Source organism: Marinobacter sp. (assembly GCF_033722195.1).
GTDB lineage: Bacteria > Pseudomonadota > Gammaproteobacteria > Pseudomonadales > Oleiphilaceae > Marinobacter.
Genome location: NZ_JAWVZL010000091.1, coordinates 1 through 12,025, shown reverse-complemented (window position 1 = coordinate 12,025; position 12,025 = coordinate 1). Strand labels below are relative to the sequence as shown.

The following is a 12,025-nucleotide window of genomic DNA, read 5'->3' as shown; positions in this document are numbered from 1 at the left end:
GACGAGCCCCCCCCCTCGGCCACCGACCGCCGTCCCCTGCACTCCCCCCGGGCCGCCGGGCGCCGCGCCGGCGCCCTCAAATCTCCCCCCTGCCGCCCCCCACCAGCGGGTGGGGCGCACTCCACCCACTGCTCTGATTTCGTGCACACCCTGGCTCTTACGCACCATCGCTGTGCGTTATCTCGGTAACTACGCACCAGCCATCACATCACGCCCCCTATTCGATCAGTTAAGCCCCCGCCCTCTATGAGTTTGCCCAATTCTGGAACACCTGTTGCTTGACCGTCGCACCAACAATGCACAACACCGCCACAAACCGGCGGTCCCCAGCCCAGGAGTAACGAACCCGTGGAACTCACGAGTGCAGTACAGACGCTCACTGAAAGCGCCAACACCCTGTTCATCCTGATTGGTGCCATCATGGTACTGGCCATGCACGCCGGCTTTGCCTTTCTCGAGGTGGGCACCGTGCGCCACAAGAATCAGGTCAACGCGCTGGTCAAGATCATCACCGACTTCGGTGTCTCCGCCGTCGCCTATTTCTTCGTTGGCTACTACATCGCCTATGGCGGTCACTTCCTCAGCGGCGCCGAGGCCCTGACCACCAACCAGGGCTATGAGCTGGTGAAGTTCTTCTTCCTGCTCACCTTCGCCGCCGCCATCCCCGCCATTGTTTCCGGCGGCATTGCCGAGCGGGCCCGCTTCTACCCCATGCTGATTGCCTCGGCGTTGATCGTGGCGCTGGTCTATCCCTTCTTCGAGGGCATGATCTGGAACGGCAACTACGGTTTCCAGGCCTGGCTGGAGTCCCAGTTTGGTGCATCCTTCCACGACTTCGCCGGCTCCGTTGTGGTGCACGGCGTCGGCGGCTGGATCGCCCTGGCGGCGGTGCTGCTGCTCGGTGCCCGCAACGGCCGTTACCGCAATGGCAAGGTGGTGGCGTTCGCGCCCTCCAACATTCCCTTCCTTGCGCTGGGGGCCTGGATTCTCACCGTCGGCTGGTTCGGCTTCAACGTCATGTCGGCCCAGACCCTGACCGGCATCAGCGGCCTGGTGGCGGTCAACAGCCTGATGGCGATGGTGGGCGGCCTGCTGGTGGCCATGGTGGTCGGACGCACCGACCCGGGCTTTATCCATAACGGTCCGCTGGCGGGACTGGTGGCGGTCTGCGCCGGCTCCGACCTGATGCACCCGGTGGGTGCACTGGTCACAGGCGGTATTGCCGGTGCCATCTTCGTCTACCTGTTCGAGTGGGCCCAGAACCGCATCGAGCGACTCGATGACGTCCTGGGCGTGTGGCCGCTGCACGGTGTCTGTGGTGTGTGGGGCGGCATCGCGGCCGGCATCTTCGGCCAGCAGGCCCTGGGCGGGCTTGGCGGCGTCAGCCTGATGTCACAGATCGTCGGTTCCCTCGCCGGCCTGGTAATCGCATTTGTGGGCGGCCTGGTGGTCTATGGTCTGGTCAAAGCCCTGTCCGGCCTGCGGCTGTCCGAGGAGGAGGAGTTCAACGGGGCCGACATCAGCATTCACCGCATCGGCGCCACATCCATGGACTGAGAGCCCCAGGCTCCCTCTCGGGCCCACCCTCGCCGGTGGGCCTTGCTTTTCTGCTACCAATTACCCCCGTCTATAAGCAAAACGACTTAGCCCCAGATTATGCACTGAGTGGTAATATCGTTCATCAGAAATGCAGGTTTTCGCAGGGATAAGCGTCGCCGCGCCACGAAATCACCCTCCTGTCACAGCGAGCTTCCGTGCCAAACTCTGTTCCACCCTTCCGCTCCGAACAAAGCCAGCCTGAATCCAACATCGAACGGGACCTGCGCATTGCCGCCAGCGTTTTCGAACGCAGTCACGATGCCATCATTATCAGCGACCAGGACAACCGCATCATCGATGTGAACCCGGCGTTCACCCAGATTACCGGCTACAAGCGTGGCGAGGTTCTGGGCCGTAACCCCTCCATGCTCAGCTCAGGTCGCCACTGCAGCAAGTTCTACGACGCCATGTGGCGGGACATCAACGAGCGTGGCCACTGGCGTGGCGAAATCTGGAACCGGCGCAAGGACGGCGAGGAGTATCCGGAACTGTTGTCCATCACCCGCGTGGCGCTGAATGAACCCGGCCAGTGGCACCATGTGGCGGTGTTTTCCGACCTGACGGTGCTCAAGAACCACGCCGCCGAGCTCTACCAGGCAGCCCATTACGACCCTCTCACCGGCCTGCCCAACAACCGCCTGCTGATGGAGCGGCTGACCCACGCCATCGGCCATGCCGATCGCACTCGACGGCAGCTGGCGGTCTGCGTGTTGGACCTGGATGGCTTCAAACGCATCAACGACGAATTCGGCTCCGCCGCCGGCGATCGGGTCATCAGCCAGATGGCCGAGCGCCTGAAGCTGGCGCTTCGGGGTGATGACCTGGTGGCCCGCATGGGCGGCGACGAGTTCATCCTGCTGCTGCAGGACGTTGCCAATGAGACCGTCTACGAGCGGATACTGGACACCATCAGCGAACCCCTGAGCATCGGCCCGGCCACGGTGTCACTGTCCGCCAGCCTTGGGATTACCCTCTATCCTCGCGACCGTTCCGATGCCGACCGCCTGCTGCGCCACGCCGACCAGGCCATGTACGCCGCCAAGGAAGAGGGCCGTCAGACCTATCGCTTCTTCGATCCGGCCCGCGATGCCGACCGCCAGAAACGCCGGGAACAGCTCAACGAACTTCAGGAGGCCCTCAGGCAGCAGCAGTTCGTGCTCTATTTCCAGCCCCAGGTGCGGATGGCGGACCAGCAGGTCACCGGTTTCGAGGCCCTGATCCGCTGGCAACACCCCCAGCGGGGTTTGCTGGCGCCCGGGGCTTTCCTGCCTTTCCTGGAGGGCAGCCAGCTGGAGATACCGGTCGGCGAGTGGGTGTTGCAGGAGGCCCTGGCCACAGTCGTACGCTGGCAGGAAAAAGGCGTTGCTGTTGGCATCAGCATCAACATCAGCGCCGATCATCTGCTGTCCGCCGGCTTTGCCGACCAACTGCGGCTGGCGCTGGCCCGGCACCCGGGCCTGGCACCCGAACGGGTCACCCTGGAGGTGCTGGAATCCACCGCCCTGGACGACATGCAGCGGGCCAGGCAGGTGATCAATGCCTGCCGTGAGCTTGGAGTCCGGGTGGCACTGGACGATTTCGGCACTGGCTTCTCGTCGCTGACCTACCTGCAGGCGCTGCCCATCGACCTGATCAAGATCGACCAGAGCTTTGTCCGTAACATGCTGGCGGACTCCGACGACCTGGCCATCGTGGAGAGCGTGATCTTCCTGTCCCAGCGCTTCAACCGGCCGGTGCTGGCCGAAGGCGTGGAAACCATGGCGCATGCCGAGGCGCTCAAGACCCTGGGTTGCGACTTCATACAGGGCTATGGCGTGGCCCGGCCCATGCCGGGGGACCAGGTCATGCCCTGGCTGGCGGGCTGGCCGCCGGCGGCGGCTCAGAATTCGCGGTAACGGCGCGGGTCGAGGGTGAGCAGGCGCTCCGGATGGAACACCATCAGGCCGGTCACCACCGCGCCATTGACGAAGCCCTCCGGGATCAGGATCAACGGCAGGTAACGCAGGTATTCGTGCACCAGGTGACCCCAGCTGTAGGCGCCGCCGAGCCACAGCATCAGCACCATGGTGCAGCCGGCCACCGCCACTGCGATGCCGGCACCGAAGAAGCCGCAAAAGAAAATGTAGGCAAAGAAATTGCGGAAGTTCCGCCGCCGCTCCCACAGCATGATGCCGTGGCTCACCAGCGCCGGCACCACCACCGTGATGAGACCGTTGACGGTGAACATCTGCCAGGGTTCACGGCCGGTCAGCACTACCAGTACCAGAGCCAGAATGCCGGCAAACACCGCCAGGCCCCAGCCCAGCATCAAAGTCACCGCGGTGATGCCAAAGATATGCACGGTGAGGCCCGGTGAGATACCGGCCCGCATCTGCCACAAGGCTGCCAGCACCACGGCAGCGCCGAAAAAGGCATGCTGGACCGCCTGATCATCCTGCAGGCGCTGCCACTCTGCGTGCCGGTAGGCGAGCGCCAGGCCCAGCAGAAACAGCAGGCTGCTGACCAGGATCTGGCCGGTGGACAGCAGATTCTCTGCGAGCCCCATGAACTTGCCGCCTCCAGTGATGGACATCGCCGGCTGGCGCCGGCCCCGACACCATCCTACAACGTCCGTCACAGCAGGTTAACCGCCCCGCGGGCGGGATGGCGGCGCCGACAACGCAAATCCATTACACTGGCGGCTTTGTGCCGCTGCCGTCCAGGAGGTGCCCGCCCTTGCCCGAACACACGCCGGAGTCAACGCCGCTCAGCCGGGAATGGCAGGCCTTCTGGCTGGCGCTGGGGTTTCTGACCCGCATCCCCATGCTGGTGCGGATCGATTATTCCCAGGCCCTGATGAACCGCAGCAGCGTCTACTTTCCCGTCATCGGCCTGTTGCTGGGGGCCCTGTACGCTCTCGCTTACCTGCTGATGGCCCTGCTGTGGCCACCGGTGGTCTCCCTGCTGCTGGTGCTGGCGCTCCATCTCTGGCTGACCGGCGCCTTCCACGAGGACGGTCTGGCGGACAGTGTGGACGCCCTGGGTGGCGGCTACACGGTGGCGGACCGCCTGCGCATCATGAAGGACAGCCGCATCGGCACCTACGGCACGGTGGCGCTGGTCACCGCGCTGGCGCTGAAGGTGGCCCTGCTGGCAGAGGCCTCGCCGGTGTGGCTGGCGCTGCTGATCGCCCCCTGCGTGGCGCGGCTGACCCCGCTATTGATGATGCGGGCCATGCACTACGTCAGCGACCCCGGCACCAGCAAGAGCAAACCGGTGGCCGAGGCCTTCAGTGGTCGCCGGCTCCTGGTCGCCACCGCCTTCGTCGCCCTGGCCTGCCTGGCCATGATGCCCTGGGCGCCCATGCTGCCCATCCTGGCCGCAATCTCGGTGACCCTGGTGGGGCTGGCCTGGGGGCGCAATCTGGAACACAACATTGGCGGCTACACCGGCGATGCGCTGGGGGCGGGCGTGGTGTTCACCGAGCTGGCGCTGCTGCTGGGGCTGGCAGCGCTGGCATGAAGCCGCTGTTACAGGATATTCAACATCGCGGCCAAGGCTTGCGTTTGGCCGCTGACCTGACCTAGATTGGAATAACACTCATCCACCGACAATCGGGCCCATGACCGAGCCGGGATGTGCGGTTGGAGGAAGCCTGACGGGCGCTGCCTGAATCGGGAGGCGCCCCGGGCTGCTCAGGCCCCAGGGAGGCAACATGCTTTATTGGGCCGTGGTGTTTCTGGTCATCGCGATCATTGCAGGCGTACTCGGATTCGGCGGCATTGCCGGCGCCGCTACCGGGATCGCCAAGATCCTGTTCTTCGTTTTTCTGGCCCTGCTGGTCATTTCGCTGTTGGCCAATGCCTTCCGGGGCAAGGGCCCAAAGCCCTAGCTCCGGTGCGAGACTAGAAGGCGCGGCTAACGCGACTGCCCAGCAGCCACTCCAGAGGCAGCTCGTGCTGCTCCTCGCCGTTGCTGACGTAGAGTACGTCGTCGGTAATCATCAGACCCCAGTCCATGGTGCGATTGATACGCCGGCACAGCGCGGTCAGGGGCTGCTCCGGCAGCACGGCAATGTTGAGGTTGGACAGGGTGTGAACGCTATCCAGCACCTTGGGCGCCCAGTTCCGGGTACTGCCGTACACCAGCAGTGACACCTGCTCGGCCCGGCGTGAGCACCACACCAGACGCTCGGCGTCCGGCTGGCCCACCTCGATCCAGTGCTCGATGCGCCCGTCCAGGCTCTTCTGCCAGAGCGCCGCCTCATCCACATCGGACAGGCCCCGGCCAAACTCCAGTCGCTCGTGATACCACAGGCCGTAGGCCAGGACTCTGGCCGCCAACCGTTGTTCGGTCTCGGACGGGTGCCGGGCCACGGTCATCCGGAGGTTTTCGTAGACGTCCCGATCCACGTCGGAGAGGTTGAGATTGACCTTGTAGGGCGTTGCCTGCAGCGCCATGGTGTACTTCCTGACAGGGTGGAGGATCGAAAGTCTACTCCAAAACGCCTGTTTGTCACCGCCTGTCGGAAAATTCCGCTGTTGAATTCGGCCACATCCGCCATAACGTCTTTACTATGCAGCCACGCAGTGGCGGTTGCTTGTCTCGAAATCATCCATGGATCCGGCAACGAAAGGAGGCTAACCATGCAAGTCAGAGACGCAATGACAACCCGGCCCACCTATCTGGCATCCGATGTCACCATCGCCGAGGTGGTGGAAACCATGAGCCAATACAATACCGGTTTTGAGCCGCTGGTCGAGAACGACCGGGTGGTTGGTGTTGTCACCGACCGCGACATCGCCCTGCGGGGCTTTGCCAACGGCCATGGCCCGAACGACAAGGCCAGCACCATCGCCACCGAGAAGGTCTTCTACACCTACGAGGACGACGACGTGGAGGATGTGATCCAGAACATGTCGGACATGGAGGTGCAGCGCCTACTGGTATTGAATAACCGGGACAACAAGGACCTGGTCGGTGTGATCACCGTGGGCGACATTGCCGACCATTGCCAGGACGACGCCCTGGCCAAGAAACTGATCAACTGTGCCCGTCATTACCGGTAACGCCGACTGACTGGGCCGCCGCCAGGCGGCCCATCGCCGAACCCGCCGTCACGACGGCGGGTTTTTTATGGCTGCCTTATCAGCTTTTCAGCCGGTCCGGCTCCCCGGTCATTTCCAGGATCTGGCGCCGGGTCTTGTCACGCAACCGGGTGGCGCTCTTCCAGTCATCACCCTCCGGCTCGATGGCCTCTCCGATGATGGCCTCTATCGACCCCGGCCGGGGGTTCCAGCGATCCGCCGGCAGCTTGCGGCGGGTGCCTTTGAGGGCGACGGGAATGACCGGTTCATCCAGCAGCGCCGCCGTCATGAAGGCGCCCATGTGGAAGGGGCGCAGGCCCGGAGCGGCATCGAAGCTGCCCTCGGCGAAAAACATGAGCCGCCGGTCGCTGCCACGCTCGGCGATTTCCCGTGACGCCCGGACGCTGCTCTGCTCACTGCTGCGGTCAACGGTTTCAGTGCCGACCAGCCGCAGGAAGTGCCGCAGTACCGCAAAACGCTTGAGCTCTGCCTTGGCAACAAAATGCATGGGCCGGGGCACCAGCGCGGTCATCACCAGGGCATCGGTGTAGCTGGTGTGATTGGCCACGATGACACAGCCCTGCGGCAGTTTCCGCAGGCGCTCAAAGCCCTCCACCTTCAACCGGGTACCGGTGATCAGGCCCAGCAAACGGGCGGCATGGTGGCACAGTTGCCAGCGCCAGGACTGCCGGGGCAACAGGTTGACCAGCACCAGCACCGGCAGGCCCACCAGCCCGAGCGCCAGCCAGGCCCAGCCGGCATAGAGCCAGCGACCGCCACTGCGCGCCAGCCGCCGCCCGTGCTGGCGCCAGCTACCCCGCGCCAGCCGCAGGAGTTGACGCCAGACCGGCACGTCCTTGGGCTCCAGCTCGCCGCGCTCGAACCGCAGCCGGGTATCGTTGCGCCGCAGTTTACCGCTGGAGGTTTTGGGGATGGTGTGGGGCCTGGCGATGACCACCTCGTCCACGTCGATCCCCAGGCAGTCCCGCGCGATCTTGACGATCTCCTTTTCCAGGCGCTCATGGATCTCGCGCCGGGTTTCGCGGGTTTCCGCCACCACCACCAGTTTCTCGCCCTCGCTTTCGCCCATGCCGGTGGCAAAGGCGGCGACGCAGCCGCTGCGGACATGCTCGAGCTCGCCGATGGCCTCCTCGATCTCGCCGGGGTAGATGTTGCGGCCGCCCCGGACGATCAGATCCTTGTTGCGACCGCTGAGGTAGAGCTCGCCGTCGGCAAGGTAGCCGCGATCACCGGTGTTCAGCCAGTCGCCGTCGAACAACTCGTCGGTCTTCTCCTTATTGCGATAGTAGCCCCGGGTGGCGGAGGGACCGGTGAACTGCACCGAGCCCTCCCGGCGCTCAGGCAACTCCTCGCCATCGTCGTCGACGATGCGGACATCGTGATTGGGAATGGGCTTGCCGCAGGAGACGAACCGCAGTGCGCCGTCCTCTTCCGCCTCGTCGGCGTCCACGGGACTGGCCTCGCCCTTTTCCTGAAACCTGTCCCGGTCGATGAGGTCGATCACCGGCTCCCTGGGCTTCTCCGGGAAGGTCAGCGCCACGCAGTTCTCCGCCAGGCCGTAGACCGGGGCCATGGCCTTGGGGTCGAGACCGTAGGGTTTGAAGCGCTCGACAAAGCGCTCCACGGTGTCCGGACTCACCGCCTCGGCGCCGTTGAAAGCCACCCGCCAGGAGCTCAGGTCCAGGTCCTCCAGGTCCTCATCCTCCAGACGTTTGAGGCAGAGTTCGTAACCGAAGTTGGGGGCCGGTGACAGGGTGCCGCCAAACTGGTGGATGGCCCACAGCCAGTGCCTGGGCTTGGTGAGGAACAGCAGGGGCGACATGATCACCAGGTGCATGCCGTACCAGAGGCTGGACAGGCAGGTGCCGATCAGACCCATGTCGTGGTAGAGCGGCAGCCAGCTGACGAAGACATCGTCCTGGTCCACCTTCAGCACTTCGTTGCCGGCGCTGATGTTGGCAAACAGGTTGGCGTGGCTAAGCTGGACACCCTTCGGGGTGCCGGTGCTGCCGGACGTATATTGCAGGAAGGCAAGATCGTCGGCCTTGGGGCCGCTCACCGGCCGGTCCAGGGGTTTCGCCCAGACCTCGTCCGGCGTCACCACATGCTCGAGTGACGGCACCAGGCCCTTGATCACCGAGGCCAGCTTCTGGGCCTCCGGCACGGTGATCATGATCCTGGCCTGGGCATTGTTGAGAATCGAGGCCTGGCGGCGCAGGTGCTCCTCGATCTCCGAGGCCCGCATGGGCGGGTAGAGCGGCACCGGGATGGCGTTGGCGTAGAGGGCGCCGAAAAAGCCGTAGAAATAGTCGTGGCCGGTGGGCAGCATCAACGCCACGGTATCGCGCTGCTCAAGGTCATGCTGGAACAGGCCATTGGCGACCCGCAGGGCACCCTTGTGGAGATCGCCGAAGGTCAGTGGTTCGACGTCGTCATAGCCCTTGACCCAATGCAGGTAGGTCCGCCTTGGATGCTCCCGGGTGTGCCACTGCAGGGCCTCCTGAAGGGTCTCGAAATCCGGCACCTCAAAGTGTTCCCGGTCGGCCTCGGAATCCTCCAGGCCTTCGCTTTCCTGGTCGCCGGACTTGCCGCCGCTCCGGTCCGAGGGCTTCTCTCCCTTGAGCCTGGCCACTTCGTCGAGAATATCCCGGGGCGTGTCGGCGTCACTGAGCAGCTGCTCCGGCAACTGCACGCCAAAGCGCCGCTCCACGTTCACCAGCAGTTCCGCACGGGTCAGGCTGTCCAGCCCGAGGTCGCTGTCGAGATGGCTGTCCAGGGTGATCTCGGGCTGGCGGCGGTCACCCTCGGCATCGCCTTGCTGGAGGGTGTCGGCCACCGCCGCCACTATGGTGTCCTCCATTGAATCCTGGGTTTCTGGTTCTGCCATGGCTGCTCCAGAAAGTCGCTTGGTTCAATGTCATGGTGGCCCAAGGCGGAATGTCTGACAACCGCACCTCAGCAGAGCCTGCGTTCCGACGCCGGTGGCGGGGTGTACTGGTAGACCCAGGTTTCGGTCAGGGCCTGGTCGCCGAGGCGCAGGTACAGACGCAGATCAATGGGCTCCTCGGAGTCTCCCGGCACCAGGTCGAACATGGCCCGGTAACCGTTGATGGCCGCCAGGGGCCGGGCCGAGGTGACCTCCACCTCGCCGCGGCTGGCGCTGATCACCGCCTCCACCCGGCCGTCCCCGGCCAGCATGGGCAGCGTGCCACCGGCGAAATCCACCGCAAAGCGCCAGGAGAAGTAGCGCCGCGGCTGACCCACCACGCCGCCCAGCCCGGTACGGGTGGCCTGCACAGTGGCCAGCTCCCGCGGCGCCACCGGCGGTCTGGCCCCCCAGGTCAGCCGATAGGACAGCAGGTGCTCGCGACCCGGGGCCAGCGGCTGGGCCGGATGCCAGAAGGCCACGATGTTGTCGAAGGTCTCGTCGGTGGTGGGAATCTCCACCAGCATCACCGCGCCCTCGCCCCAGTCCTGCCGGGGCTCCACCCAGGCGCCGGGGCGGCGATCGTAGAACACGCCGTCATCCTGGTAGTGGTCAAAATTCCGGTCCCGCTGCAGCAGGCCGAAGCCGCGGGGGTTGTGATCCATAAAACTGCTGACCCGCAGGCTGCGGGGGTTCACCAGCGGCCGCCAGATCCACTCGCCGGCTCCGGTCCAGAGCGCCAGGCCATCGGAGTCGTGAATCTCCGGGCGCCAGTCATAATCCATGCGCTGACTGTTCTCCCCGACCTGGTACATGCTTGTGAGCGGTGCAATGCCAATGCGCTCTATCGGCCGGCGCGGGTAAAGGGCGGCATCGATCTCCATCACCATGTCGCGACCGGGGGCCAGGTGGAAGGCGTAGGCGCCGGTGACGCTCTCCGACTCCATCAGGGCGTAGGCGGTGAAGCGGGTCTCGCCGGCGGCCGGCCGCACCAGCCAGAAGGCGGTGAATACCGGGAACTCCTCCGGGCGACTGAGACCGGTATCTATCGCCAGGCCCCGGGCCGACAGACCGTACTGCATCTCATGGCCGACCGCCCGGAAATAGCTGGCACCCAGGAAAGCCGCCAGGTCGCGCCGGAAATCGGTATGGAACTGGAGCCGGAAACCGGCGTATCCCAGATCCTCCGGCAACGGGCCCAGCGGCTGTTCGCCCCGGTAGCGGAAGGCCTCCGGGTCGTAGGGTAAAAGCCGGGCCTGGCCGTCCACCACCTCGTGGATGGCCACCGGGGTCTGGAAGTACAGCCCCAGGTGAAACAGCTGGGCCCGGAAGGCGCTCTCCGGCTCCCGCCAGAGCGACGCCTCGGGACGGAACTGGATGGCCTGGTAATCGTCCCAGGAGAGCTGGCGCAGGCTCTCTGGCATCTGGCCCTGGCTTTGCTGGTGGGGCTTGCCTGCCAGCGCCCGGGCATGGCCCTTGAGCCAGGCATAGTCGAATGCCTGAGTCTGCTGACCGGACGCAGCGCTCCGGGTCAGGGCCGGGGCCCACAGGCCGGCCGCCGCCAGGGCAGCGGCCAGTTTCAGCAGGGTACGGCGGTCCATGGGCATGGGTCACTCCTCTTGATGGTCCAGGCTGCAGTGATGCCGGCTGGCACTGGTTGGGCCGGGCATGCGATCAGGCAGCCGCGGGCTGCTCCGCCAGCATCGCCAGCCTTCTGCCCCAGTAACTGTCCGGGCGGGCGCGCCAGGCGCCGGTGTGCAGGTCCGCCAGCGCCGAGCGGTCGCGGCTGAGCTGCGACAGCTCGGCGCGGGAAAGCGCCTGCGGGCCATCCCGCAGACACAGGTTCACCAACCGGTCCAGGGTCTGGCGGCGCAGCCTGCCGCCATGATCGCGGGCAAAACTCCGGTGCAGGTGGTTCAACCGCGGCAGCAGCACCGCCTCCTCGAATCGGGTCAGCCCTGGCGTCGCCGGCAGCAACGGGTAAGGGTCGGTCGCGTCGCTCAACAGCCGGGAGGGGCTGGCCTCTTCCGGAATCAGCAGCAGGCGCCGGTTGCGCAATACACGGCCCGGGCCATTCCGGCTCAACAGCACCGAGGTGGGGGCCGCCAGCAGAAGGGGGATGGTGACAGGCAGGGACCACAAAAAGAAAAGCGGGTCCAGACTCCAGGCAAAGCCGGACCAGCCCAGCCCGGCCAGGGTACCCGGCAGCTGGCTCACCAGCGCCTGGCGCCATGAGGTGGCCTCTGTGCGGTTCTGGCCACCCCAGTGCAGGGAGACATTGAACAGCCCACCCAGCACATAGCGGCTGTGGGCCAGCATGCGGATGGGGGCCAGCAAAACCGAGATCGCACTCTCCAGCAGCACGCTGAGCAGCAGCCGGGGAACACCACCAAACCCCGCCTCCTGCCTCCGT

The 12,025-nt window shown here is 65.3% G+C and carries 9 protein-coding genes and 1 pseudogene; 5 read left to right on the top strand and 5 right to left on the bottom strand.

What is annotated here, in order from left to right; all coding sequences use genetic code 11:
- The first annotated feature begins 348 nt into the window (after nucleotides 1–348).
- Together R3280_RS13550 and R3280_RS13545 are read left to right on the top strand one after the other, a co-directional pair.
- Nucleotides 349–1,557 carry an ammonium transporter gene (locus R3280_RS13550; RefSeq protein WP_318999144.1) on the top strand — a complete coding sequence of 403 codons (1,209 nt, stop codon included), beginning with the start codon at nucleotides 349–351 and terminating at the stop codon, nucleotides 1,555–1,557.
- 197 nt (nucleotides 1,558–1,754) lie between these two features.
- On the top strand, nucleotides 1,755–3,494 hold the full coding sequence (locus R3280_RS13545) for a putative bifunctional diguanylate cyclase/phosphodiesterase (RefSeq protein ID WP_318999143.1): 1,740 nt from the start codon (nucleotides 1,755–1,757) through the stop codon (nucleotides 3,492–3,494).
- Here the strand turns inward: R3280_RS13545 and R3280_RS13540 are convergent.
- Nucleotides 3,479–4,144 (bottom strand): energy-coupling factor ABC transporter permease, encoded by a 666-nt coding sequence (locus tag R3280_RS13540; protein WP_318999145.1) that lies wholly within the window; start codon nucleotides 4,142–4,144, stop codon nucleotides 3,479–3,481. The genes R3280_RS13545 and R3280_RS13540 overlap by 16 nt on opposite strands.
- Nucleotides 4,145–4,314: 170 nt before the next feature.
- On the opposite strand from R3280_RS13540, the gene cobS reads away from it, so the two are divergent.
- Nucleotides 4,315–5,100 carry an adenosylcobinamide-GDP ribazoletransferase gene (gene cobS, locus R3280_RS13535; protein ID WP_318999142.1) on the top strand — a complete coding sequence of 262 codons (786 nt, stop codon included), beginning with the start codon at nucleotides 4,315–4,317 and terminating at the stop codon, nucleotides 5,098–5,100.
- Between the two features lie 193 nt (nucleotides 5,101–5,293).
- A complete protein-coding gene (locus R3280_RS13530) occupies nucleotides 5,294–5,470 on the top strand; it encodes a DUF1328 domain-containing protein (protein WP_318999141.1) in 177 nt (58 codons plus the stop codon).
- A 13-nt stretch (nucleotides 5,471–5,483) separates the two neighbouring features.
- On the opposite strand, the gene R3280_RS13525 is transcribed toward R3280_RS13530, so the two are convergent.
- On the bottom strand, nucleotides 5,484–6,038 hold the full coding sequence (locus R3280_RS13525; protein ID WP_318999140.1) for a YaeQ family protein: 555 nt from the start codon (nucleotides 6,036–6,038) through the stop codon (nucleotides 5,484–5,486).
- A gap of 204 nt (nucleotides 6,039–6,242) precedes the next feature.
- Here R3280_RS13525 and R3280_RS13520 point away from each other — a divergent pair, with 204 nt between their 5' ends.
- The gene (locus R3280_RS13520) at nucleotides 6,243–6,647 is read left to right on the top strand and encodes a CBS domain-containing protein (RefSeq protein WP_318999139.1); all 405 of its coding nucleotides are present in this window, start codon (nucleotides 6,243–6,245) and stop codon (nucleotides 6,645–6,647) included.
- Between the two features lie 79 nt (nucleotides 6,648–6,726).
- Here R3280_RS13520 and R3280_RS13515 read toward each other — a convergent pair whose 3' ends face one another.
- From R3280_RS13515 to R3280_RS13505, 3 genes and pseudogenes are all read right to left on the bottom strand, one after another.
- The gene (locus tag R3280_RS13515; protein ID WP_318999138.1) at nucleotides 6,727–9,573 is read right to left on the bottom strand and encodes an AMP-binding protein; all 2,847 of its coding nucleotides are present in this window, start codon (nucleotides 9,571–9,573) and stop codon (nucleotides 6,727–6,729) included.
- Nucleotides 9,574–9,641: 68 nt separating this feature from the next.
- Nucleotides 9,642–11,219 (bottom strand): glucan biosynthesis protein, encoded by a 1,578-nt coding sequence (locus tag R3280_RS13510; RefSeq protein ID WP_318999137.1) that lies wholly within the window; start codon nucleotides 11,217–11,219, stop codon nucleotides 9,642–9,644.
- Between the two features lie 67 nt (nucleotides 11,220–11,286).
- Nucleotides 11,287–12,025, bottom strand: a pseudogene (locus R3280_RS13505) (glucans biosynthesis glucosyltransferase MdoH); the annotation flags it as partial.

What these genes read in the sequence shown, in the direction of transcription:
- R3280_RS13540 (WP_318999145.1), bottom strand. Translation starts at nt 4,144, where the DNA reads ATGGGGCTCGCAGAGAATCTGCTGTCCACCGGCCAGATCCTGGTCAGC.
- R3280_RS13530 (WP_318999141.1), top strand. Translation starts at nt 5,294, where the DNA reads ATGCTTTATTGGGCCGTGGTGTTTCTGGTCATCGCGATCATTGCAGGC.
- R3280_RS13525 (WP_318999140.1), bottom strand. Translation starts at nt 6,038, where the DNA reads ATGGCGCTGCAGGCAACGCCCTACAAGGTCAATCTCAACCTCTCCGAC.
- R3280_RS13520 (WP_318999139.1), top strand. Translation starts at nt 6,243, where the DNA reads ATGACAACCCGGCCCACCTATCTGGCATCCGATGTCACCATCGCCGAG.
- R3280_RS13515 (WP_318999138.1), bottom strand. Translation starts at nt 9,573, where the DNA reads ATGGCAGAACCAGAAACCCAGGATTCAATGGAGGACACCATAGTGGCG.
- R3280_RS13510 (WP_318999137.1), bottom strand. Translation starts at nt 11,219, where the DNA reads ATGCCCATGGACCGCCGTACCCTGCTGAAACTGGCCGCTGCCCTGGCG.